The organism is Flavobacterium sp. (assembly GCF_044341185.1).
Lineage (GTDB): Bacteria > Bacteroidota > Bacteroidia > Flavobacteriales > Flavobacteriaceae > Flavobacterium.
Genome location: NZ_JBIISE010000020.1, coordinates 1 through 24,226 on the forward strand (window position 1 = coordinate 1; position 24,226 = coordinate 24,226).

At 31.1% G+C, this 24,226-nt stretch carries 20 protein-coding genes; 11 read left to right on the top strand and 9 right to left on the bottom strand.

Annotation, left to right across the window (positions count from 1 at the left end; translation table 11 throughout):
- The coding region (locus ACIQZ1_RS05815; RefSeq protein ID WP_396159975.1) for a glycine cleavage T C-terminal barrel domain-containing protein at positions 1-137 on the top strand (137 nt) is incomplete at its 5' end.
- A gap of 24 nt (positions 138-161) precedes the next feature.
- Here ACIQZ1_RS05815 and ACIQZ1_RS05820 read toward each other — a convergent pair.
- Entirely contained in the window at positions 162-1,052 is an 891-nt protein-coding gene (locus ACIQZ1_RS05820) for a hypothetical protein (RefSeq protein ID WP_396159898.1), read from the bottom strand.
- A 51-nt stretch (positions 1,053-1,103) separates the two neighbouring features.
- On the opposite strand from ACIQZ1_RS05820, the gene ACIQZ1_RS05825 reads away from it, so the two are divergent.
- Both ACIQZ1_RS05825 and ACIQZ1_RS05830 read left to right on the top strand, forming a co-directional pair.
- On the top strand, positions 1,104-1,472 hold the full coding sequence (locus ACIQZ1_RS05825; RefSeq protein WP_396159900.1) for a TM2 domain-containing protein: 369 nt from the start codon (positions 1,104-1,106) through the stop codon (positions 1,470-1,472).
- Between the two features lie 4 nt (positions 1,473-1,476).
- Positions 1,477-1,806 (top strand): DUF2752 domain-containing protein, encoded by a 330-nt coding sequence (locus tag ACIQZ1_RS05830; RefSeq protein ID WP_396159902.1) that lies wholly within the window; start codon positions 1,477-1,479, stop codon positions 1,804-1,806.
- A 106-nt stretch (positions 1,807-1,912) separates the two neighbouring features.
- On the opposite strand, the gene ACIQZ1_RS05835 is transcribed toward ACIQZ1_RS05830, so the two are convergent.
- The gene (locus ACIQZ1_RS05835; RefSeq protein ID WP_396159904.1) at positions 1,913-4,459 is read right to left on the bottom strand and encodes an ATP-dependent Clp protease ATP-binding subunit; all 2,547 of its coding nucleotides are present in this window, start codon (positions 4,457-4,459) and stop codon (positions 1,913-1,915) included.
- 243 nt (positions 4,460-4,702) lie between these two features.
- On the opposite strand from ACIQZ1_RS05835, the gene gyrA reads away from it, so the two are divergent.
- Positions 4,703-7,297: a DNA gyrase subunit A gene (gene gyrA / locus ACIQZ1_RS05840; protein WP_396159906.1), complete on the top strand. Its 2,595-nt coding sequence runs from the start codon at positions 4,703-4,705 to the stop codon at positions 7,295-7,297.
- Positions 7,298-7,348: 51 nt separating this feature from the next.
- Complete coding sequence (locus tag ACIQZ1_RS05845; protein ID WP_396159908.1) at positions 7,349-8,428, top strand: tetratricopeptide repeat protein; 1,080 nt, start codon at positions 7,349-7,351, stop codon at positions 8,426-8,428.
- A 31-nt stretch (positions 8,429-8,459) separates the two neighbouring features.
- On the opposite strand, the gene ACIQZ1_RS05850 is transcribed toward ACIQZ1_RS05845, so the two are convergent.
- The 7 genes from ACIQZ1_RS05850 to rplS all read right to left on the bottom strand — a co-directional run bounded on the left by ACIQZ1_RS05850 (position 8,460) and on the right by rplS (position 16,744).
- A complete protein-coding gene (locus ACIQZ1_RS05850) occupies positions 8,460-9,044 on the bottom strand; it encodes a phospholipid scramblase-related protein (protein WP_396159910.1) in 585 nt (194 codons plus the stop codon).
- A 2-nt stretch (positions 9,045-9,046) separates the two neighbouring features.
- Positions 9,047-9,868 carry a DUF6929 family protein gene (locus tag ACIQZ1_RS05855; protein WP_396159912.1) on the bottom strand — a complete coding sequence of 274 codons (822 nt, stop codon included), beginning with the start codon at positions 9,866-9,868 and terminating at the stop codon, positions 9,047-9,049.
- 1 nt (position 9,869) lies between these two features.
- Positions 9,870-10,532 carry a thiamine diphosphokinase gene (locus tag ACIQZ1_RS05860; RefSeq protein WP_396159914.1) on the bottom strand — a complete coding sequence of 221 codons (663 nt, stop codon included), beginning with the start codon at positions 10,530-10,532 and terminating at the stop codon, positions 9,870-9,872.
- A gap of 111 nt (positions 10,533-10,643) precedes the next feature.
- The gene (locus ACIQZ1_RS05865) at positions 10,644-11,462 is read right to left on the bottom strand and encodes a DUF4249 domain-containing protein (protein ID WP_396159916.1); all 819 of its coding nucleotides are present in this window, start codon (positions 11,460-11,462) and stop codon (positions 10,644-10,646) included.
- A 4-nt stretch (positions 11,463-11,466) separates the two neighbouring features.
- Positions 11,467-13,845, bottom strand: coding sequence for a carboxypeptidase-like regulatory domain-containing protein (locus tag ACIQZ1_RS05870; protein ID WP_396159918.1), 2,379 nt, complete (start codon positions 13,843-13,845; stop codon positions 11,467-11,469).
- A gap of 125 nt (positions 13,846-13,970) precedes the next feature.
- Positions 13,971-16,181: an NADP-dependent isocitrate dehydrogenase gene (locus ACIQZ1_RS05875; protein ID WP_396159920.1), complete on the bottom strand. Its 2,211-nt coding sequence runs from the start codon at positions 16,179-16,181 to the stop codon at positions 13,971-13,973.
- Between the two features lie 212 nt (positions 16,182-16,393).
- Complete coding sequence (gene rplS, locus ACIQZ1_RS05880; protein WP_353078200.1) at positions 16,394-16,744, bottom strand: 50S ribosomal protein L19; 351 nt, start codon at positions 16,742-16,744, stop codon at positions 16,394-16,396.
- A 219-nt stretch (positions 16,745-16,963) separates the two neighbouring features.
- Here rplS and tgt point away from each other — a divergent pair, with 219 nt between their 5' ends.
- From tgt to ACIQZ1_RS05910, 6 genes are all read left to right on the top strand, one after another.
- Positions 16,964-18,094, top strand: coding sequence for a tRNA guanosine(34) transglycosylase Tgt (gene tgt, locus ACIQZ1_RS05885; RefSeq protein ID WP_396159922.1), 1,131 nt, complete (start codon positions 16,964-16,966; stop codon positions 18,092-18,094).
- A 76-nt stretch (positions 18,095-18,170) separates the two neighbouring features.
- Positions 18,171-19,247: an LptF/LptG family permease gene (locus ACIQZ1_RS05890; RefSeq protein WP_396159924.1), complete on the top strand. Its 1,077-nt coding sequence runs from the start codon at positions 18,171-18,173 to the stop codon at positions 19,245-19,247.
- Positions 19,234-20,154, top strand: coding sequence for a DMT family transporter (locus ACIQZ1_RS05895; RefSeq protein ID WP_396159926.1), 921 nt, complete (start codon positions 19,234-19,236; stop codon positions 20,152-20,154). The genes ACIQZ1_RS05890 and ACIQZ1_RS05895 overlap by 14 nt, the downstream gene beginning before the upstream one ends.
- 79 nt (positions 20,155-20,233) lie before the next feature.
- Positions 20,234-21,190, top strand: coding sequence for an acetyl-CoA carboxylase carboxyltransferase subunit alpha (locus ACIQZ1_RS05900; RefSeq protein ID WP_396159928.1), 957 nt, complete (start codon positions 20,234-20,236; stop codon positions 21,188-21,190).
- A 146-nt stretch (positions 21,191-21,336) separates the two neighbouring features.
- Positions 21,337-22,896 carry a replicative DNA helicase gene (gene dnaB / locus ACIQZ1_RS05905; protein ID WP_396159930.1) on the top strand — a complete coding sequence of 520 codons (1,560 nt, stop codon included), beginning with the start codon at positions 21,337-21,339 and terminating at the stop codon, positions 22,894-22,896.
- A gap of 34 nt (positions 22,897-22,930) precedes the next feature.
- A complete protein-coding gene (locus ACIQZ1_RS05910; protein ID WP_396159931.1) occupies positions 22,931-24,205 on the top strand; it encodes an asparagine synthetase B in 1,275 nt (424 codons plus the stop codon).
- Positions 24,206-24,226: the final 21 nt, after the last annotated feature.

Here is a 24,226-nt window from a genome sequence, read left to right on the forward strand (position 1 = left end):
CACCTTCTATGGGAATTGCTATCGGAATGGGATATGTTCCAACCGCTTTAGCTACGCCAGATTCTGAAATTTATATTAGAATTAGAAATAAAGATATTAAAGCAAAAGTGGTTAAAATGCCATTTTTGAAGAAATAAATGATTGCATAATAAAAAAACCTGCTAATTAGCAGGTTTTTTTATTATTGTTATTGACGCTTCTTCATTTTTATTCAAAGTGGCTAATAATTCAAAACTTCTGTTTTTGTCGTGAAGTTCTAATTTTGCGGTATTGGGTTTTATCTTTCCCTCATTTACAGCTACAATTTTGAATATATCGTTTTTTCCAATTAATGTGATATTTATTGTTTTCTTTTTATTGGTAACTGTGTATTCAGATAATATCAATTTATTGTTATGATATACGTTTATAATATCGCCATCTTCTTGTCCATTATCCCAGATATCTAATTTCAAAATTGAAGACTCCCAAAACACATTTAAATTCTGATCTTTACTTAATTTATTGATTTTTAAACTGTCAATAAGTTTAATTGGGTTGGATTCGCTTTTGGTTTTAGCATCTATTTTTTTAGAACTTTGTAATTTCTTATTTACTTTATTTACTAAATTATAAATTTTATTACTACCAATTAGAGACATTGTGCCATCAATACATTTGGTTTTATTATTAAATAAACCTTTGAAAGCACCTTCTAATTTACTTGTATTTTCAACTAATTTTACTTTTCCAGAAAAATTCACAAAACAAAATGAATTTTCATCAAATTTTGATTTTGTATATAGTATTTCTTTCTCCTGAAATGTAAATTGCTTTTTAGATTTGTCGAATAAACCACTAATTACGTTCTTTGTTTCGTGTGCTCCATCTAAATCAGTTACTGAATAACCACTAATTTTTCCATTTTGTTCGGTGAAAACTAATCTGTATGTGATGATGGTTTTGTCGTTTCCGTTTAATTTTAAAGCACCATAAAATTCGTAATTTACTTGAGCATAATTAGTTAAGAAAAATAGAGTAAATAAAATTGAAAAAAATTTTATGTTTTTCATTGCAGATTGAGTTAAATTATTATTTTTGTGTAAATCTAAAACATTTTTTTTATGAAAATCAAATTATTTTTATCAGCTTTAATGCTGATGGTTGGAACATTAACAGCTACTTATGCATCGTTCCCAGTTCAAAGAACTACTCCTAACAACACAAACACAACTGTAGTTGTTGAAAATCAAGAAGACGAATTATCTTCTCCTGCAATTGCTGGTGAAGGTAAAAGTCAAATTATTGCTGCTATTTTAGCTTTTGCTATTGGTGGATTAGGAATTCACAGATTTTATTTAGGCTACACTTGGCAAGGTGTTGTTCAATTACTTACTTTAGGTGGTTGTGGAATCTGGGCTTTAATTGATTTAATCAGAATTTGCACTGGTGACTTACAACCTAAAAATGGTAGCTACGCTAAAACATTTTAATTAAATGATTAAGAAAATCTTTTTCTACACGTCAAATATAGTTACTATTCTAGCTCCAATAGTATTATTGTTTTTTCCCGCTACAACCTTTGATAAAGGCGAAAGCGTGTGCTTGTCTTATCAGTTAGCAGGTATTGAATGTTATGCATGTGGATTAACAAAAGGAGTAATGCACTTCATACATTTGGATTTTTCAAAAGCTTGGGAATTTAATAAATTAACTTTTATTGTTGTTCCAATGCTTGGTGTATTATGGGTTAGAGCTATTTATGATATACAAGGAAAAAGAATGCCAGGTAAAATTGGTGATTTAACATATAGAAAAGATACTTAATGTTCTTTTTTTATGAACTTAAAGCCTGTTAGTTTACTAGCGGGCTTTTTAGTTTCTATTTGTGCTTAAAATAAAAATTTCATTTTTAATTATAAAGAAAAACCTGCTAGTTAGCAGGTTTTTCTGTTTTCATTACCGTTACAATTAGTTCTTGAGAAGCTTCATCTAAATCCATAAAGATTTCATCGCCTTCATGAATTTTAGAGGTTATTATTTCTTCGGCAAGCGCATCTTCTACATATTTTTGGATGGCTCTTTTTAATGGACGTGCACCAAATTGTTTGTCAAATCCTTTTTCAGCGATAAAATCTTTTGCTTTTTCAGAAATGGTAAACGTATATCCTAAGTCTTTAATACGTAAAATAAGTTTTACCATTTCAATATCGATAATTTTATCAATATCGTGTTTTTCTAAACTATTAAATACAATTACATCATCAATACGGTTTAAAAATTCGGGTGCAAACGCTTTTTTCAAAGCATTTTCAATTACCGATTTGTTATAATCATCAGCTTGAGCTGTTTTTGCAGCCGTTCCAAAACCAACACCTTGTCCGAAATCTTTTAATTGACGGGCACCAATGTTAGAAGTCATGATAATTATGGTATTTCTAAAATCGATTTTTCTCCCTAAACTATCAGTTAAAAAGCCATCGTCTAAAACCTGAAGCATCATGTTAAATACATCGGGATGGGCTTTTTCTATTTCGTCTAACAAGACAACAGCATAAGGTTTTCTTCTAATTTTTTCAGTTAATTGTCCACCTTCTTCGTAGCCAACATATCCTGGAGGTGCCCCAACTAAACGTGAAATAGCGAATTTTTCCATATATTCACTCATGTCGATACGAACTAAAGCCTCTTCTGAGTCAAATAATTCTTTTGCTAACACTTTTGCTAATTGCGTTTTTCCGACACCTGTAGAACCTAAAAATATAAATGAACCAATAGGTTTGTTAGGGTCTTTTAAACCCGCTCTATTTCTTTGAATTGATTTGGCTATTTTCTGCACCGCTTCATCTTGTCCAATTACTTTCCCTTTTATTAGTTCAGGTAGTTTGGCTAATTTATTAGTTTCTGTTTGCGCAATTCTATTTACTGGAATACCAGTCATCATAGAAACCACATCAGCTACATTATCTTCTGTTACTTCTACACGGTTTAATTTAGAATCTTCTTCCCATTTTTCTTGTGCTATGGCTAAATCTTTTTCAATTTTCTTTTCGTCGTCACGTAATTTGGCAGCTTCTTCAAACTTTTGTTTTTTAACCACAGAATTTTTCAATTCGCGAACTTCTTCTAATTGTTTTTCTAGTTCTAAAATTTGTTTTGGCACTTCAATATTAGTAATGTGTACTCGAGAACCCGCTTCGTCTAATGCATCAATGGCTTTGTCGGGTAAAAAACGATCTGTCATGTAACGGCTCGTAAGTTTTACACAAGCTTCTATAGCTTCTGGTGTGTAACTAACGTTATGATGGTCTTCGTATTTTCCTTTAATATTGTTTAATATTAGAATAGTTTCATCAATAGTAGTTGGCTCTACAATTACTTTTTGAAAACGTCGTTCTAAGGCTCCATCTTTCTCAATGTATTGTCTATATTCGTCTAAAGTTGTAGCACCTACACATTGAATTTCTCCTCTTGCTAAAGCAGGTTTGAACATATTGCTTGCATCAAGAGAACCAGTAGCGCCACCGGCCCCAACTATAGTATGAATTTCATCTATAAATAAAATAATATCATCGTTTTTTTCTAATTCATTCATTACGGCCTTCATACGTTCTTCAAACTGCCCACGGTATTTTGTTCCGGCAACTAACGAAGCCAAATCTAACGTTACTACACGTTTGTTAAACAATATACGAGATACTTTTTTCTTAACTATCATTATTGCTAAGCCTTCAGCGATAGCAGATTTACCAACTCCGGGTTCTCCAATTAAAAGTGGGTTGTTTTTCTTTCTACGACTCAAAATTTGCGACACGCGTTCAATTTCTTTTTCTCGTCCTACAACAGGGTCTAATTTTCCATCTTCAGCCATTTCAGTCAAATCTCTTCCGAAATTATCTAAAACAGGCGTTTTCGACTTTTTCGTAGTTTTATTTCCGCTATTGCTTATTGGATTTGGTATATCTTCTTTATAATTTTCTTCTCCAGAATCGAAATTTTCAGCTCTTGGTGTATCTTTAAAAATATCTTCATTTTCGTTTGAATTCAGGCTCATATATATATCTTTTACATTGTCATAATTTATTTTCAACTTGTTTAATAACTTAGTTGTTGGATCGTTTTCATTTTTTAGCATACACAACAGTAATAAAGCCGTACTAATTGAAGTGGTATTGAAAACTTTCGCTTCTAAAAAAGTATATTTTAATGCTCTTTCTGCTTGACGCGTTAAGTGTAGGTTTTTTTTATCATTTGTAGTTAGCCCATTTGGGTTTGCAGGACTTAAAATTTCTACTTTTTTTCTAAGTAAGTCAAAGTTAATATTTAATAAGTTTAAAATATCAATTGCACTGCCATTTCCATCTCTAAGCATGCCTAAAATTAAGTGCTCGGTTCCAATAAAATCATGCCCTAAACGTAAGGCTTCTTCTTTACTGAATTGTATAACATCTTTAACTCTTGGCGAAAAATTATCTTCCATAAAATCTTTAAACTATTTAAAAACGTGAGCAAAAACTATGAATTTTTCATAGGTACAATGCATACTGCTAATTGACAAAAAAAAATCGAGAAATAAAAGTAAATTTTCCATTTATTTATTAATATTTTCTTCAATTATTGTTGATAAGTATTTTGATTTTGTTATAAATTTTGCTTTTAAAAAAGGCAAAAAATCGTATATTGGCACGTTTAAAAAAAATCAGTAAAAATTAAATAAATACCTATGACTGACGGAGAAAAGTTAATACCTATTAATATTGAAGATGAAATGAAGTCAGCCTACATCGATTATTCGATGTCGGTTATTGTATCTAGAGCATTACCAGATGTAAGAGACGGTTTAAAACCTGTACACAGAAGAGTATTATTTGGTATGTATGAATTAGGAGTTTTTTCTAATAGAGCCCACAAAAAATCCGCAAGAATCGTTGGAGAAGTTTTGGGTAAATACCACCCACATGGTGATACATCAGTATATGACGCTATGGTTCGTATGGCGCAAGAATGGAGTTTGCGTTATTTGATGGTTGATGGTCAAGGTAACTTTGGTTCGGTTGACGGTGATAGTCCTGCAGCAATGCGTTATACTGAAGCTAGAATGCGAAAAATATCTGAAGAAATGTTAGCTGATATTGACAAAGAAACAGTTGATTTTCAGTTGAATTTTGATGATACCTTAGAAGAACCTAAAGTGTTGCCTACAAAAGTACCTACTTTGTTAATAAATGGAGCTTCAGGTATTGCAGTAGGTATGGCTACGAATATGGCGCCACACAATTTATCAGAAGTAATTGATGGAACGTTAGCTTACATTGATAATAACGATATTGAAATTGATGAATTAATAAAATATATAAAAGCACCTGATTTTCCTACAGGAGGAACTATTTATGGTTACGAAGGGGTAAAAGAAGCTTTTAAAACAGGTAGAGGTCGTATTGTTATGCGAGCGAAAACCATGTTTGAAGAAGTAAATGGTAAAGAATCGATTATTGTTACAGAAATTCCATATCAAGTTAACAAAGCCGATATGATTAAGAAAACGGCTGATTTGGTTAACGAGAAAAAAATAGAAGGTATTTCTACTATTCGTGATGAATCTGATAGAACAGGTATGCGTATTGTTTATGAATTAAAACGTGATGCCGTTCCAAATGTAGTTTTAAATACGCTTTATAAATTTACGCAACTACAATCTTCTTTCAGTGTAAATAATATTGCATTGGTTAACGGAAGACCACAAATGTTAAATCTTAAAGATTTAATTCATTATTTCGTAGAACACCGTCACGAAGTTGTCGTTAGACGTGCACAATACGATTTAAGAAAAGCAGAAGAAAGAGCACATATTTTGGAAGGATTAATTATTGCATCAGATAATATTGATGAGGTAATTAAAATTATTAGAGGTTCTAAAGACGGAGAAGAAGCAAGAGCAAGATTAATTGAACGATTTAAATTATCGGAATTACAAGCTCGAGCAATTGTTGAAATGAGACTACGCCAACTTACTGGTTTAGAGCAAGATAAGTTAAGAGCAGAATACGATGAAATCATGAAATTAATTACTAGTTTGAAAGAATTATTAGCTAGTAAAGAATTAAGAATGCAAGTCATTAAAGATGAATTAGCTGAAATAAAAGAGAAATACGGAGATGAACGTCGTTCCTTAATTGAATACTCTGGCGGAGATGTTAGCATTGAAGATTTAATTGCCGATGAAAATGTAGTTGTTACTATTTCGCACGCAGGTTACATCAAACGTACTTCATTGTCAGAATACAAAACTCAAAATAGAGGTGGAGTAGGTCAAAAATCTGCAGGAACTAGAGATCAAGATTTCTTAGAGCATTTATTTGTAGCTACAAATCATCAATATTTATTATTCTTTACTCAAAAAGGAAAATGTTTCTGGATGCGTGTTTACGAAATTCCTGAAGGAACAAAAGTAAGTAAAGGAAGAGCAATTCAAAACATCATTAATATTGAACCAGATGATAAAGTAAAAGCCTACATCTGTACACAAGATTTAAAAGACCAAGATTATATTAAGAGTCATAACTTAATTATGGTAACCAAACAAGGCCAGGTGAAGAAAACCTCTTTAGAGAAGTATTCTAAACCTCGTGTTAACGGTGTTGCTGCTATTACTATTAAAGAAGGCGATGAATTATTAGGGGCAAAATTAACCAATGGTGAAAGTCAAGTATTGATTGCTGGGAAATCTGGTAAAATGGTTCGTTTTGAAGAAGCTAAAACACGTCCAATGGGTAGAACGGCTTCTGGAGTTAGAGGAATCACTTTAAAAGATGAAGCAGACGAAGTAATTGGAATTGTAACTGTTAATAAAGACGATATTAATGAAACTCAAATTTTAGTTGTAACTGAAAATGGATACGGAAAACGTACCAAATTAGTTGATGACGATGGTGAAGATGTATACCGAATTACAAATCGTGGTGGTAAAGGTGTAAAAACCTTAAATATTACTGAAAAAACAGGTTCGTTAATTGCAATTAATAACGTAACAGATGATGATGATTTAATGATTATCAATAAATCAGGTTTAACTATACGTATGATGGTATCTGACCTTCGTGTTATGGGTAGAGCTACTCAAGGAGTTCGATTAATTAATATTAAAGGAACCGATTCTATCGCAGCGGTAACAAAGGTATTACGTGAAGATGAAGAAGTAGTTCAATTAGATGAAGATGGAAATCCAATAGAAGTATTGGACGCTGATACTTCTGACGAAGAAACAACAGAAAATAATGATTCAGAGGTTGAACCAGACAACAACGAAGAATTGGAATAATTTTTAAGCCCAATTCGTTGGGCTTTTTTTTCAAACTAAAATAGTAACGAAATGAAAAAAATTGTATTAGGGGCTTTACTGTTGGCTTTAGCATCAACTTACGCTCAAAAAGATGAATTAAAAACATTAAAAAAGTTGTATGATAAAGACCAATTGTCTGCGGATGATTTTTCTAAATACAAAGAAACCGTTTTAAAGTTAGAAGCTGTTGCAACTTCCGAAAATGATAAAGTTGCTGCGAATTTCTATAAAGCTATGCAACCATTAGCAGAAATGTCAACTATGGGAGCTCAACCTAATCCAATGATGATTCAGAAAATATTTACTCCTGAAGCATTTACAAGTATGGTACAAGTTATGCGTAAAACACTAGATTTTGAAGCAAATCAAGAGAAAAAGGTATTTACTGCGGATATTAATGAAACAATAACTTCTTTTAAGCCAATATTTACTCAAATGGCATTTGTTTTTAATAGTTCAAAAAAATATAAAGAAGCATCAAGAGTGTTTTATAATACTTATCAACTTGATCCAAATGATGTATCTAATTTAGAGAATGCAGCAATTACAGCTATGCAAGCTGAAGAATATATTGATGCAGAAAAGTATTACAGAGAAATTAAAACAGTTGGTTTTAGTGGTACTGGTTTGAAAAAATTCGCCTCAAAACCGGAGGAAGTTGCTAAAAGCATATTTGCTTTATCTTTTTTTAATAAAAATGACGAACAAGCAAAAAAAGATTTTCAAGAAGCAATTAAATTAAATCCAGATGATACTCAAATTCAAATTGATCATGCTACAATTTATTATAGAAATAATGATATTGTAATGTATCAAAAATTAATTGAAGGAATTTTAGAGAAAGATCCAAACAATGCACAATTACAATATAATGTCGGGTTCTTATTGCTAAATGACGATGCTAAACTAGTAGAAGAAATTAATGCAAATTTGAAAAACATTAAAAAATATGATGAATTAAATGCTAAAAGAAAGGCAATGTTTTTAAAAGCATTACCTTATTTTGAGCGCGCTCATCAATTAGATGTAACAAATGAAGACACTAAAACAACTTTAAGGTTGTGTTATGAAACCATAGGAATGAAAGACAAAGCAGCTTCTGTTAAATAAAAAAATCCCCATTGAAAATTGGGGATTTTTTTTATTCTTTAAAAACCATGTCAATACACATTACTGCTGCAATTAGCAAAGGACGTAGTTTGCTTCCTTCAGCTACATCTGTAATGTTTATTACATAGTTATCGGCGCTTGTAAAAAATTCTTTTCCTAAACCAGCCCATTTTTTAGAAACATTAGCCAATTCTTTATTTTCTTTATTAAATTTAAAGTCCCATCCTGTCCATTTTCCTTGTAGTGTACATAAATGCTTATCTTGATGGTCATGTACTTCAAATCGGCCACCAAAAGAAAAGAATTTCTGTTTAAAAACGCCTATTTTTCTTCCACCACCATCAAAAACATCAATGTCGGAACGAAAAATTGTCACGCCTCTTTTAATTTGTATGGTTAATTCGCCAGTTGCGGTTCTGATTTCTATATCAAAGGGTGTCATTCTTTTGTAATCTGTAAAACGAAATAGTTTTGTGAAAAAGCCCAAATTTGGTTCTCTACATGTTAATACTAATTCATTGTTTTCTGGATTAAAAATATCAAAGTTATTAGAAGCTTTAAACATCCCTATTTTTTCTTTTACTAAAAAAATGTTTTGGTAAAAAATTGGATTCATATTTATTTTTTTAAGGTTAATTTATAAATTTTTGATTCTAAAATTTCTGTATCGTTGTCTTCGCAAAGTAAAAAATGCATTTCTGTATCGTTGTTTTCGTATAATGTAATGCCTTCAAATTTTTGTGAATTTGATATAATTTGAGTTTCTACAATTTCAAATGTATCACTTTTCATTTTTCCAATAAGTGAGCCTAATACTTCTCCGTCTTCATAAGTAGAAATAGTATCTTCTGCGGTTGCTAAAAAATAAATGAAATTATCTACTAAAATAGCATCTGTAAATGATACTTCAATGTTTTTAATTTTTGGTAATTTTACAGCCACAAAATGTTTTGAAAGTGATGCATTATCAGGAATAATGAAAATTCCATTTTTACTGTTTTTTCCATTACCTCTTTGAAATAACAACATGGTTTTATTTACACAAATAGCTCCTTCTATATTAAGTTCGTCATCGCTTAATGAAGCTAATTTCCTTAAAAACTCATATAATATTGATAAATCATTTTTTTGTAAAGCATCGTTTTCTAAATTCAAAGAAAACATTGTATTTCGTTGTGCCGTAGAACCAGAACCAAAAATAAAAATTTGATTTCCAAAATGAGTCAAAGCTTCTAAGTCTAATTTGTCTTTTTTGGAAATATTTTCTTGTGGATTATCTACTAAAGGAAATTTAAGTACTAATTTTTTGTCAATTATATATTGATATAAATAAGTACTATTGTCTGAAATAATAAATAGTACATTTTGATAATAAATTAACCCAGAAGCTGAACCAATACCTTTTATATGTTCGAATTCAGTCAATACATAATTCTTCATATCAGTCAAAACTTTCTATTAATAATAAATTACCTTTTTCGTGAGTGATTGTTATTATTCCGTCTTCGCTAACGTGATTGCTGCTTCCTGTTCGATAACCTAATTCTAAATTTTCATTTTCTAATTTGTAATATAAATTTTCGGTACAAATATTTTCTACTTTTCCTAATGGAATTAGCGAAATAATACTGTTTTTTGGATACCATTTTTTGAAAGAATTTGGCAAGAGAAATACTTTTGAATGGTCATCAAATAAAACAATTTTTAATTGATTTCTGTACGAAGCAAGTGTGGAAAAGTTGTTTAAAGTATGATCTGCTCGTTTGCCAGTTGCCCATACTACATTTGCCGCTTTATGTCCTTTTTGAATTAAAAAATCGAATGCTTTTTCCAAATCTGTTTTATTTTGATCCGGAGTATGAATAATTTCAATTGGATAATGATTTTCTTTATAAAATTGAGCATCAAAGTTTCTATCAAAATCACCTAATAAAACATCCACTTTTATGCCTAAATCCAAAACACGTTCTATAGCTGCATCTAAAACTATTACTAATGGCGACCATTCTAAAAGTTGTCCTAAAAGTTCGATATTACAAGCCAAACCATTAGCAATAATTAAAGCAGGTTCTTGGTCGTCGCGAACTATATGGTGTGAAGACATAATTAAAGTTTATGGTTTGTTTTTTTTGTGAGTTGATGTTTGAAAAAAGTCAAAGTTATTGTTTTTTATTGATTTTTGTAAATTCAAATTTAAAAACAAATGATGATTTTGCTATTGAATTGTATAATTTCTCACATCCACTTCTGACAATCTAAAATAACCTAACGGATAGTTTGCACTATTGGTTTGGTTGATAATATTCCCTTTTACAGTTGCTGGTGGTGTGCTAAATGGACCATTGCTTAATCCGCCAGAAATGCTTATTAGAATATTCATGAAATTATGGTAGCGTTCAGAAATTCCGTGTAGCGTAAATTTAATATTTTGAGCAGGTGCTAAATCTTTATCAATTAGTAATGAGAACATTTGATTTCCATTAGTAAATTCATCGTTAAACACACCTAAAAGAGGAAAGGGTCTATAAGGTACTTTATATTCTTCTAAATAATAATTAGATTCTGCTCCGTTATCCTGAAAATTAAATTTTAATTCAATTTCATCTCCTGTAATTCCGTTTAAATCTTGTTCTATTGAAGTGATTGCAGGAACTGGATATAATTTGTCTGTAGCAGTATATGTTTGTCCGTTATGAGTTACAGTTAGCGTGTATGTGCCATTTAATACAGGTGTAAAATTATTACATTTATAAATTCCAGTTGTGCCTACTTCTAAGAAATTAAAAATAATGTTATTTGAATCTGTTATTTTTACAATTGCTCCATTTACAACTGGTACAGTATTGTTGAAATAATCAGCAGTTGTTGTTATTTTTATAGATTGTTCATTACCAGGCGTACCTTTTTCCCATTTAATAGAAGCATCTATAACCAATTTTGGTTCGCTATTGTTTAAATCTACATCAACTACCTCTTCGCAACCAAATAGAAATAAACCAATTGCTAAAATCAAATATTTTATATTGTTTTTCATTGTATTAAAATTTAAAATTATAGGTAACACTTGGTACCATTCCAAAAATAGAAAGTCGTACCGCTTCATTCAATCCGCTATCTTGATTTTGTCTGAAATTAATAGACGCTGCATTTTTTCTGCCATACAAATTATATACAGAGAAAACCCATTCGCCTTGCCATTTTCTTCCCTTGTTTTTTGTCGGATTTAAAGTAGCAGAAATATCTATACGATGATAAGCGGGTAAATTATCTTGATTTCTATCACTATATACAGGAACGTTAATGCCCTGATATTGGTATTGTGCCGTTGGAAAAGTAACCGGTTGCCCCGTTTGATAGGTGAAAATACTTCCAAAACTCCATTTTTGATTTAATTTATAACTTCCTGTTACATAAATATTATGCGTTTTGTCCCAACCTGTTTTGTACCAATTGCCATTGTTTATTCCAGATTCTATAGGTGTCCTACCAGCAGTTTGTTGTTCCGAACGTGAAAGCGTGTATGAAATCCAACCAGAAAGTTTACCTACGTTTTTCTTAGCCATAATTTCTAATCCATAAGCTCGAGTTTTTCCTGCTAATACCACCTGCTCAATTGCTTCATTTGCAATTAGGTCGGCGCCATCAATATAGTCTAATCTGTTTTTTACCATTTTGTAAAACGATTCTACTTCTAAAGTATAATCGCCATTTTTTATATTTTTAAAATATCCAACAGCAAACTGATCTAAAATTTGAGGTTTTAAGAAGTTGTCACTTGGTGTCCAAATATCTAAAGGCGTAGGTGATTGTGTATTCGAAATTAAATGTAAATATTGACTCATTCTATTATAACTAACTTTAACAGATTGCTTGTCGTTGATAGTATATGCCAAAGCAATTCGAGGTTCTAAATTGTCAAAGCTGGCAATAGTTTCGTTTTTACCATAATATTTGGTATCAATCGGAGTCGCTTTTTCGTAAATACCTAAATCTGCATCATATGTTACGGGTTGGTTATTTGCATATATGTTTATAGTTTGTTCGCCTAATCGATAAAACATACTATATCTTAATCCGTAATTTACAGAAAGTTTATCTATTAATTTTTGTTCAGCATCTATATAAAAAGCAGGTTCAAAGGCGTGTTTTTTGGCAAGTTGCTTTTCATTTATGCTCGAATTTGAATCTATAGGTTCAATTCTTCCTGGATTGAAATTGTAATAAATAGCATTTGCTCCATAAAATAATTTAAAATTGTCCGAAATATAATGTTTAAAATCATATTTGAAGTTGTAGTTTTTAATGCCGCTTTCCCAATTGAAACCAATAAAATCTAAAGTCAAACCGTAGTAATAATCACTATAAATAAACGAAGCATTTGAAAATAATTTATCATTAAATAAGTGATTCCATCTTACGTTTAATACCGAATTTCCATAGGTGTTTATAAATTGGTTGTTTAAGCTAAACACATCTCTACCAAAATAACCTGATACAAATAAGTTGTTGTTTTCGTTTAGTTTATAATTTATTTTCGTGTTTAAGTCATAAAAATAAGCGGTGTTGTTATTGTCGGCTAATTTTAAAAATAGATGGGCATAACTACTTCTTCCTGCTACTAAGAAAGATCCTTTGTCTTTTACAATTGGTCCTTCGGCTAATATTCTACTTGAAATTAAACCGATACCACCATTCATTCCGAATTTTTTACTATTTCCTTCTTTCTGATAAATATCTAAAACAGAAGCCACTCTTCCGCCAAATCTGGCAGGAATTCCTCCTTTATATAGTTTTAAATCTTTAATGGCATCAGCGTTAAAAACAGAGAAAAATCCAAATAAATGAGAAGAATTATAAATCGTCGCTTCGTCTAGTAATATTAAGTTTTGATCGGCAGCACCACCGCGAACGTTAAATCCTGATTGGCCTTCACCCGCATTTGTAACGCCTGGTAAAGTTAAAATCGACTTTATTACGTCTACTTCACCTAATATGGCTGGCATTGATTTTATTTGAGATATACTTAACTTATTGACGCTCATTTCGGGTTTGTCAATTTGAAGTTTCTTTGAGTTTCCAGCTACTACAACTTGTTCAATTTCATTTGATTTTTCATTTAAAAACAAATCTTTTTTGGTATTTGAATCCAATGTAATTCGTTCTGAAAATTCTGTAAAGCTCAAAGAATTAATACTGATTTTATATTCGCCTTTTGGTAAAGTTATAGAATAAAACCCATATTCATTAGTTAATGAAGTGCGAGAGATAGTGCTATTTTGAAAAGAAATTGTAACGCCAATTAACGTTTCATTAGATTTTTGATCTTTTACTATACCGCTTAATGTTACTTTTTCTTGAGAAAATGCAGCTGCAAAGAGTAAGAAAAATAAGAGTGTTAAAAAGTTGTTTTTTTTCATTTTAATTTTTTCGAGGTTTGACGCAAATTTCGTAAAAATAGTACAAAACATCTGTTAAGTTGGCGTTAATTAAAAAAGGCGATATAAAGAAATTACATCGCCTTTAATTAGTTTGAAAATATAATTTACATTTTATTTATGATTGCATTTAATGTAACACTTGGTCGCATAGCTTTGCCTAATAAACTTTCATTTGGTTGGTAATACCCACCAATTTCTTGTTTTTTACCTTGAGCCTCAATTAATTCAGCGTCAATTTTTGCTTCGTTAGCTGTTAATTCAACAGCAATTGGGGTAAAGTAGGTTTTCAATTCAGCGTTTTTATCTTGTGCCGCTAATGCTTGTGCCCAATATAAAGCAATGTAAAAGTGAGAACCTCTATTATCTAATTGTCCAATTTTACGTGCTGGCGACTTATCATTTGCCAAGAATTTTTCTGTTGCTTGGTCTAAGGTTTCCGATAAAACTAATGCTTTCTCATTATTTAAACTTTGCCCTAAATGCTCTAAAGAAACACCTAATGCTAAAATTTCACCTAATGAATCCCAGCGTAAGTAACCTTCTTCAATAAATTGTTCTACGTGTTTTGGTGCAGAACCACCTGCTCCAGTTTCAAATAATCCACCACCATTCATTAATGGAACAATAGAAAGCATTTTGGCTGAAGTTCCTAATTCTAAAATAGGGAATAAATCGGTTAAATAATCACGCAAAACGTTTCCAGAAACTGAAATAGTATCTTTTCCTTCTCTAATTCTTTTTAACGTTTCAGACATGGCATCCATTACATCTAAAATTCTGATGTCTAAGCCAGTAGTATCGTAATTTTTTAAGTATTTTTCAACTTTCTTGATAATTTCTCTATCGTGAGCTCTGTCTTTATCTAACCAAAAAAGTGCTGGAGTATCAGATAAACGAGCTCTGTTTACGGCTAATTTTACCCAATCTTGAATAGGAGCATCTTTAGTTTGGCACATTCTGAAAATATCACCAGCTTCTACTTTTTGAGAAAGTAAAGTTGCTCCGTTTTCATTCTCCACTTTAACAACTCCAGCGGCAGAAATTTGGAATGTTTTATCATGCGAACCGTATTCTTCTGCTTTTTGAGCCATTAATCCAACATTTGGTACGGAACCAATTGTTTTTGGATCTAAAGCGCCGTATTTTTTCATGTCGTCAATAACTGCTTTGTAAAAACCAGCATATGAACGATCTGGAATCATGGTTATGGTATCTTCTTCTTTTCCTTCTGTATTCCACATTTTCCCACCACTTCTTGCTAAAGCAGCCATGGAAGCGTCAACAATAATATCTGACGAAACGTGGAAATTAGTAATTCCTTTATCAGAATTTACCATAGCTACTTTTGGTCCGTTGGCTAATGCAGTTGCTAAATCTTGTTTGATGGCTTCTTCTTCAGAAATTCCAGCAATTTTATTGTACAAATCTTGCAAACCATTATTCGGATGAATGTCTAAAGATTTGAATAAGTTCGCATATTTAGTGTAAACATCTTCAAAATAGGTTTCAACAATAGCTCCGAATATTATTGGATCCGAAATTTTCATCATCGTAGCTTTCAAATGAGCAGAAAGCATTACGTTTTTTTCTTTTGCGTAAGCAATTGTTTTCTTTGTATATTCTTTTAAAGCTCTTAAACTCATAACAGAACTATCGATAACTTCACCAGCTTTTAAATTAGCAAAATCTTTTAAAACTGTTGTTGAACCATCATTTCCTTCAAAAACAATTCTGAATTTCGAATCATTTTCAATGGTTGTAGAAGTTTCCGTTCCGTAAAAATCACCTTCATTCATGTGTGCCACTTCTGTTTTAGAATCGGCACTCCAAGTCCCCATTGAATGAGGGTTTTGTTTAGCGTAATTTTTTACGGCTTTAGGTGCGCGTCTGTCTGAATTTCCTTCTCGTAATACAGGATTTACTGCAGAACCAAGAACTTTTGAATATTTTGCTTTTATTTCTTTTTCTTTATCGTTTTGAGGTTCTTCTACAAAATTAGGAATGGCATAACCGTGTGATTGCAATTCTGTTATAGCTTCTTTTAATTGAGAGATGGAAGCAGATACATTAGGTAATTTTATGATATTTGCTTCAGGAGTGGTTGCTAATTGACCTAATTCGGCTAAATTGTCAGCCACTTTTTGGTCGTCTTTCAAATATTCAGGAAAATTAGATAAAATTCTTCCAGCTAATGAAATATCTCTAGTTTCTACTTCAATGTTTGCTGTCTTTGTAAATGCTTTAATTATTGGTAAAAACGAGTGTGTGGCCAACATGGGCGCTTCGTCTGTAATGGTATAAAAAATTTTTGACATGTTTTATATAGTTTGTTTATTTCTAAATTAAGGTTAGCAAATATAAGAAATTTAGAGGTATTTTAATTCGTAAGCCATAAAAAATAGCACAATTTCGAATTTGATAAAATAAGGCTTTAAAATTACAGATTTAATAATTTACAGCTCAAAAAATAAGGATAAAAAAAAATCCCGATTGTATCGGGATTTTTTTATAAGTACAAATAAAAAGATTAACCTCTTCTTTCTTTGATTTTTGCTTTTTTACCAGTAAGTTCTCTAAAGTAGTAAATTCTTGCTCTACGTACTTTACCTTTTTGGTTCATTTCAATTTTTTGTAAAGCTGGCATGTTAATTGGGAAGATACGTTCTACACCAATTGCTCCAGACATTTTACGGATTGTAAATGTTTCAGTAGAAGAAGATCCTCTTTTTTGAATTACAACTCCTTTGAAAAACTGAGTTCTTGTTTTTTCACCCTCTTTAATTTCGTAGTACACAGTAATAGTGTCTCCTGCGCTAAAGTTAGGAAAGTCTTTTTTCGATACTAATTCGTTTTGAACGAAATCAAGTAAATTTGACATAATTGTTTATATAAATCATTAAATCTAAGCAACATACACGTCTTTCGCCAGAGGTTGATTAAAGTGGATGCAAAAGTAATACTATTTTTCAATTTTGCAAATTAATTATTTCATTAAATATCCGTTAGCGTTAATTTTATTATAAAGTTGTAAAAACTTCCAGTAGCTAACTTCTAACTTCTAATCTTTTAAATTATATTTGCCCTTTAAAATAGTATAATGAAATTCGATTTATTAAAAACAGATGCTCAAAGCCAAGCAAGAGCTGGACTTATATCAACTGATCACGGTGTAATTGAAACACCAATTTTTATGCCTGTTGGGACAGTAGCTTCTGTTAAAGGGGTACACCAACGTGAATTGAAAAACGATATTAACCCAGATATAATTTTAGGAAATACCTATCATTTGTATTTAAGACCTAAATTAGACGTATTAGAAAAAGCTGGTGGTTTGCACAAATTTATGAATTGGGATAGAAATATTTTAACCGATTCTGGTGGTTACCAAGTTTATTCATTATCAGGGCGACGAAAAATTAAAGAAGAAGGTGTCAAGTTTAAATCGCATTTAGATGGTTCTTATCACTTTTTTTCACCAGAAAACGTAATGGAAACCCAACGTACTATTGGTGCTGATATTATTATGGCTTTTGATGAATGTACACCGTATCCATGCGATTACAAATATGCACAACGTTCTATGCATATGACACATCGTTGGTTAGATAGATGTATCAATCATTTGGATACATTGCCATTTAAATACGATTATTCACAAGCTTTTTTTCCAATTGTTCAAGGAAGTACCTATAAAGACTTACGTAAGCAATCGGCGGAATTTATTGCCAGTAGAAATCAAGTTGGTAATGCGATTGGAGGACTTTCTGTAGGTGAACCAGCGGAAGAAATGTATGCCATGACAGAAGTGGTAACCGCTATTTTGCCAAAAGACAAACCTCGTTATTTAATGGGAGTAGGCACACCAGCCAATATTTTAGAAAATATCGCATTAGGTATTGATATGTTCGATTGTGTTATGCCAACTCGTAACGCTCGAAATGGAATGTTATTTACATCTGAAGGATTTATCAATATCAAAAATAAAAAGTGGGAAGAAGATTTTTCTTCAATAGATGAGATGGCGCACACTTATGTAGATACGGATTATTCGAAAGCGTATTTGAGACATTTGTTTATTGCAAACGAATTTTTAGGAAAACAAATTGCAACCATTCATAATCTTGGATTTTATATGTGGTTAGTTCGCGAAGCAAGAAGACAAATTTTGTCGGGAACTTTCAGAGAATGGAAAGAAATTATGGTTAAAAAGGTAACAACAAGATTGTAAGATTTTGTTTAAAAGGTTAGTGTTTAAAAGTTTAGGAGACATTATAAGATCATAAACAAAAACAGCCAAATAAATTATGAAAAAAATAGATTGGTACATATTTAAAAGATACTTAATTACATTTACAGCTATGTTGTTTATGTTTATTCCTATTGGAATTATTATTGACGTATCCGAAAAAATCAATCGTATGATTGAAAATAAAGTGGCTATTAAAGATGTTTTGGTTTATTATTATGGCTTCACCATTTATTTTGCTAATTTATTATTTCCCATATTTCTGTTTTTATCTATTATTTGGTTTACCTCTAAATTAGCCAATAATAGTGAAATTATTGCCATTCTAAGTTCCGGAATCTCATTTACACGTTTTTTACGACCTTATATTTTAGGAGCTACATTAGTATCATTCGTAACTTTATTAATGGGTTTTTTCATTTTGCCAGATGCCAGTGAAAAATATTGGGGTTTTAGGTATGAATATTTAAGAAAAAATGTTGAAACCAGACAAACTACAGATATCTTTCGTCAAGTAAAACCTAATGAATTTATATATGTTAGTAGTTATAATGGACTTTCGAAAACAGGTTTTGATTTTATTTACGAAAAATTTAACAAAAATAAATTGGAATACAAATTATACGCAAATCGAGTAAAATATAATGAAAAAACAAAAGATTATACTTTGTTTAATTACGTAAAAAGAACAATCGGTAAAGACAGCGACATCATCGAAAAACAAGAAAAATTCATTAGAAAATTTGAATTCGAACCAGATGATTTAGCACCTACAATATATGCTGCTGAAACCATGAATATATTTAAATTAGTCAAATTTATTGATAAAGAACGAGCAAAAGGAAGTTCTAATTTAGATATTTATTTAGTGGTGCTTTATAAAAAATTTAGCATTCCTGTATCGGCATTTATATTAACCATAATTGCAGTTTCAGTTTCTGCAATGAAACGAAGAGGTGGTATGGGAATCAATTTAGCTATTGGTATTTTGGTAGCTTTTTCTTTCGTGTTTTTCGATAAAATCTTTGGAACCTTAGCTGAAAGTTCAAGTATTCCACCATTTTTAGCAGTATGGTTTCCTAACTTTATTTTCGGAATTTTAGCGATTTATTTATTAAGAAATGCCAGACGTTAATATAAAACATAATTTACATCTTCATTTAATTGTTTTTATTTGGGGTTTTACAGCTATCTTAGGTAAGTTAATTTCTTTAGATGCATTGCCTTTAGTATGGTGGCGAATGTCTTTAGCTGTTGTTTTAATTTTCGGATACATTTATTATCGAAAATCAAGTTTTAAAATAGCCAGAAAAGACATTATATTACTAATAGTTTCAGGATTAGTAATTGCCATGCATTGGATAACTTTTTTTAAAGCTATAAAAGTTTCAAATATATCCATCACATTAGCTTGTTTATCTACTGGAGCTTTTTTTACTTCAATTTTAGAACCCATTTTTTACAAACGAAAAATGGTTTGGTACGAAATCGTATTTGGACTAATTGTTTTAATTGGTTTGTATTTCGTAATCGAATCTTCCGAGCCAAATTTTATTCAAAAGAGCATAACCAGTAATATATCAGGTACTATGCACGGGGTAGTATTAGCCTTAACTTCTGCTTTTTTATCAGCAAGTTTTTCTATAATTAATGGTAAATTTGCACAAAGAATTGATGCTACAATAGTTTCTTTTTACGAGTTGTTAGGTGGAGTGCTATTTTTAAGCGTTTTTTTACTGTTTACAAAACAATTTACAGCAGAATTTTTCAACATCACTCTTACCGATTTTATGTGGTTAGGTATTTTAGCATCTATTTGTACTGCTTATGCATTTATTGCATCGGTAAATGTTATGAAGTACATTTCGCCTTATACAGTAATGCTAACTATAAATTTAGAACCAGTATACGGGATTGCTTTAGCCGTTCTAATTTTCGAAAAAAAGGAACAAATGAGTTTTTCGTTTTATATTGGCGCTACAATCATACTAATTACTGTGATTTTGAATGGATTAATTAGAAATAGAAAAAAAAGTAGTTAGATATCGCTTTAAAAATTATTCAAATAATTATTAAATAGTATCTTTGTATTTACAAACAAATTAAAATAAAATAACTTTTATGGAATATTTAGATTTTGAATTGCCAATAAAAGAGCTTGAAGATCAATTGGAAAAATGCGTTGTTTTAGGTCAAGAATCTGATGTTGATGTATCAGCAACTTGCAAACAATTGGAAGATAAATTAGAAAAAGCAAAAAAAGATATATACAAAAATCTTACGGCTTGGCAACGTGTTCAAATGTCGCGTCATCCAAACAGACCGTATACTTTAGAATACATTACTAACCTAACCGATGGTACATTTTTAGAATTATTTGGAGACAGAAATTTTAAAGATGACAAAGCTATGGTAGGTGGTTTAGGAAGAATAAACGGTCAATCGTATATGATTATCGGGCAACAGAAAGGTATTAATACTAAAATGCGTCAATTACGTAATTTTGGTATGGCAAATCCTGAAGGATACCGTAAAGCGTTACGATTAATGAAAATGGCAGAAAAATTTAATATTCCTGTTTTAACTTTAATAGACACTCCTGGTGCATATCCGGGCTTAGAAGCGGAAGAACGTGGACAAGGGGAAGCAATTGCTCGTAATATTTTCGAAATGGCTCGTTTAAAAACGCCTATTATTTCTGTAATTATTGGTGAAGGTGCTTCTGGAGGCGCTTTAGGAATTGGAGTAGGTGATAGAGTTTTTATGTTAGAAAACACTTGGTATTCTGTAATTTCTCCAGAATCTTGTTCTTCTATTTTATGGAGAAGTTGGGAATTTAAAGAGCAAGCAGCTGAAGCTTTAAAACTTACAGCTATTGATATGAAAAAGCAAAAATTAATTGACGATATTATTCCAGAACCATTAGGTGGCGTGCATCGTGATAAAGAAACGATGTTTAAAACTGTTGAAAAGTATATTACCAAATCGTATAAAGAATTAAAAGACTTATCAACAAAAGATTTAGTGGCACAAAGAATGGAAAAATACAGTAAAATGGGAGAATTTTCAGATAAATAGAAACTATTTCATAATTTATCCGTCTTATCTTTTTTCATTGATAAGACGGATTTTTTTTGACATATTAACAAAATTAAATAGTTATTAACAGTTTCTGTTTAACAAGTTAAATTCAATATTTCTTCATTTTTTTTTACTTTCGCTTTATGGAAAAAGCATTTACAATAAACCCCGTTAAAGTAGATAAATCAACTACTATTAATTTAGAAAAAGGAAAACTTCCACCACAAGCTGTAGATATTGAAGAAGCAGTTTTGGGAGCTATGTTAATTGACGTAAAAGCTCCAGGTGAAGTTATTGATTTATTAAACCCAGATGTGTTTTACAAAGAAGCACACAAATATATTTATGAAGCTATTAATCAATTGTTTCATAGTACACCACCGCAACCAATCGATTTATTAACGGTTTCAGCTCAGTTAAAAAGAAACGGAAATTTAGAATTGGCAGGTAGTGATTTTTATTTAATACAACTTACTCAAAAAATTGCTTCTTCGGCACATATCGTTTTTCATGCCCGAATTATTCTTCAGAAGTTTATTCAAAGAAGTTTAATTTCTATCTCAAGTAAATTAATTGAAGATTGTTATGATGAAGGAATGGACGTGTTTGATTTATTAGACACAGCCGAAACTAATTTATACGAAATTACTCAAGGCAATCTGAAAAAAGGATACGAAACAGCTCAAAGTCTTGTAAATCAGGCCAAGCAACGTATTGAAGAAATTTCTAATAAAGAAGGTTTATCTGGTATCCCTACAGGGTTTAGAAAATTGGATGATTTAACTTCTGGATGGCAACCTTCAGATTTAATTATTATTGCGGCTCGTCCTGGTATGGGAAAAACAGCATTTGTTTTATCAATGGCAAGAAATATAGCGGTTTCAGGAAACGAACCTGTTGCACTTTTTTCATTGGAAATGTCTTCTGTACAATTAATTACACGTTTGATTTCGAGTGAAACTGGCTTAACTTCAGAAAAGCTTAGAAAAGGAGATTTAGAACCTCACGAATGGGAGCAATTAAATGTAAAAGTTAAAGATTTAGAAAAAGCACCTTTATATATTGACGATACGCCTTCGTTATCTATTTTTGATTTACGAGCAAAAGCCCGTCGTTTAGTTTCTCAACACGGTATTAAATTAATTGTAATTGACTATTTGCAATTAATGTCTGCTGGAACTTCTGGAAAAGGTGGCGGTAATAGAGAACAAGAAATATCTATGATTTCAAGAAGTTTAAAAGCTTTGGCAAAAGAATTAAGTGTGCCTGTAATTGCGCTTTCTCAATTGTCTCGTGCAGTAGAAACGCGTGGTTCAAGTAAAAGACCCTTACTTTCCGATTTACGTGAATCGGGAGCAATTGAACAAGATGCTGATATCGTATCATTTATTTATCGTCCAGAATATTATAAAATTGACAATTGGGATGATGATGAGGCAGCTCCAACAACAAATCAGGCAGAATTTATTGTTGCAAAACATAGAAATGGTAGTTTGGATAATATCCGATTGAAATTCTTAGGACAATTTGGTAAATTTGATAATTTAGATGAATTTGGAATGACATATAACGATTCGATGCCTTCAAAAATGAATTTAGACGCACAAAATCCTTTTGCTACACCAAATTTGCCTACACCAAATGATGCCTTTGGAAGTAGTATGAATTCTAGTTTTAACGAAGATAGCGACGTACCATTTTAATCATTAATTTGTATATTTACAAAAATAGCTTTTGATGAACTATATAAAACAACTTGTTTTTTTACTGATTTTAATTTGTTTTACAAATTTAAATGCATCTTCGGTATTGTTACCAATGGATAGCGATGGGCAACAAAATCATTTAAAAGCGTATGGAATTACGTATTGGGCTTTAGCTAAAAATTATAAAGTAAATTGGTTGTTAAATTATCGTGGCGGATCTTTTTTATTGCCAGATGGTGAAGATATTAGAAAAGAATGTCAGATTAGAGGCGTAACTTTTGAAGTATTAACAGATGGTGCAACAGCTTCTATGTTAGAAGAAATAAGTAGTCCTTCTCAAAATATGGAAACGGTGGTTTTAGAAAAAGCACCTAAAATTGCAGTATATACTCCAAAAGGAAAGCAACCTTGGGATGATGCAGTAACTATGGTTTTAACGTATGCCGAAATTCCTTATACCGAAATTTACGATACAGAAGTATTGTCAGATCAACTTGTTCTATATGAATGGCTGCATTTGCATCACGAAGATTTTACAGGACAATATGGTAAATTTTTTGGAAATTATAGAAATGCACCTTGGTATATTCAACAAAAAGCAGAAGCAGAAGCTTTAGCTAAAAAATTAGGATTCAATAAAGTGTCTGAAGAAAAATTAGCAGTTGCCACTAAAATTAGAGATTACGTAATTGGCGGTGGATTTATGTTTGCTATGTGTTCTGCAACAGATAGTTTTGATATTGCTTTGGCAGCCCAAAACACAGATATTTGCGAGCCTATGTTTGATGGCGATGCAAGCGAGCCAAATTATCAATCTAAATTAGACTATTCCAACACCTTTGCGTTTAAAGATTTTATTTTGGAAAAACAACCTATAAAATATGAGTTTTCTGATATTGATACCACAGAAGAACACGGCAAAGGTAGTTTTTCAATGGAAGTTGATTATTTTACCTTAATGGATTTTTCTGCAAAATGGGATCCTATTCCTACGATGTTATGTCAAAATCATACGCAAATTGTAAAAGGTTTTATGGGACAAACTACTGCTTTTATGTCTGACAAAATCAAATCTAATGTTTTACTAATGGGTGAATGTAAAATAAATGGTGAGGCAAGATATATACATGGCACAAAGGGTAAAGGAATGTTTACCTATTATGGTGGTCACGATCCAGAAGATTATCAGCATAGAGTGGGTGATGCACCAACTGTTTTAGATTTGCATCCAAATTCACCAGGATATCGATTAATTTTAAATAATGTACTTTTTCCAGCAGCACGAAAAAAGAAACTAAAAACATAAAAAAATATCCCAAACTCAATT

Excerpts from the sequence above, each read along its gene's own strand:
- ACIQZ1_RS05820 (WP_396159898.1), bottom strand. The coding sequence starts at position 1,052 with ATGAAAAACATAAAATTTTTTTCAATTTTATTTACTCTATTTTTCTTA.
- ACIQZ1_RS05825 (WP_396159900.1), top strand. The coding sequence starts at position 1,104 with ATGAAAATCAAATTATTTTTATCAGCTTTAATGCTGATGGTTGGAACA.
- ACIQZ1_RS05830 (WP_396159902.1), top strand. The coding sequence starts at position 1,477 with ATGATTAAGAAAATCTTTTTCTACACGTCAAATATAGTTACTATTCTA.
- ACIQZ1_RS05835 (WP_396159904.1), bottom strand. The coding sequence starts at position 4,459 with ATGGAAGATAATTTTTCGCCAAGAGTTAAAGATGTTATACAATTCAGT.
- gyrA (WP_396159906.1), top strand. The coding sequence starts at position 4,703 with ATGACTGACGGAGAAAAGTTAATACCTATTAATATTGAAGATGAAATG.
- ACIQZ1_RS05845 (WP_396159908.1), top strand. The coding sequence starts at position 7,349 with ATGAAAAAAATTGTATTAGGGGCTTTACTGTTGGCTTTAGCATCAACT.
- ACIQZ1_RS05850 (WP_396159910.1), bottom strand. The coding sequence starts at position 9,044 with ATGAATCCAATTTTTTACCAAAACATTTTTTTAGTAAAAGAAAAAATA.
- ACIQZ1_RS05855 (WP_396159912.1), bottom strand. The coding sequence starts at position 9,868 with ATGAAGAATTATGTATTGACTGAATTCGAACATATAAAAGGTATTGGT.
- ACIQZ1_RS05860 (WP_396159914.1), bottom strand. The coding sequence starts at position 10,532 with ATGTCTTCACACCATATAGTTCGCGACGACCAAGAACCTGCTTTAATT.
- ACIQZ1_RS05865 (WP_396159916.1), bottom strand. The coding sequence starts at position 11,462 with ATGAAAAACAATATAAAATATTTGATTTTAGCAATTGGTTTATTTCTA.
- ACIQZ1_RS05870 (WP_396159918.1), bottom strand. The coding sequence starts at position 13,845 with ATGAAAAAAAACAACTTTTTAACACTCTTATTTTTCTTACTCTTTGCA.
- ACIQZ1_RS05875 (WP_396159920.1), bottom strand. The coding sequence starts at position 16,181 with ATGTCAAAAATTTTTTATACCATTACAGACGAAGCGCCCATGTTGGCC.
- rplS (WP_353078200.1), bottom strand. The coding sequence starts at position 16,744 with ATGTCAAATTTACTTGATTTCGTTCAAAACGAATTAGTATCGAAAAAA.
- tgt (WP_396159922.1), top strand. The coding sequence starts at position 16,964 with ATGAAATTCGATTTATTAAAAACAGATGCTCAAAGCCAAGCAAGAGCT.
- ACIQZ1_RS05890 (WP_396159924.1), top strand. The coding sequence starts at position 18,171 with ATGAAAAAAATAGATTGGTACATATTTAAAAGATACTTAATTACATTT.
- ACIQZ1_RS05895 (WP_396159926.1), top strand. The coding sequence starts at position 19,234 with ATGCCAGACGTTAATATAAAACATAATTTACATCTTCATTTAATTGTT.
- ACIQZ1_RS05900 (WP_396159928.1), top strand. The coding sequence starts at position 20,234 with ATGGAATATTTAGATTTTGAATTGCCAATAAAAGAGCTTGAAGATCAA.
- dnaB (WP_396159930.1), top strand. The coding sequence starts at position 21,337 with ATGGAAAAAGCATTTACAATAAACCCCGTTAAAGTAGATAAATCAACT.
- ACIQZ1_RS05910 (WP_396159931.1), top strand. The coding sequence starts at position 22,931 with ATGAACTATATAAAACAACTTGTTTTTTTACTGATTTTAATTTGTTTT.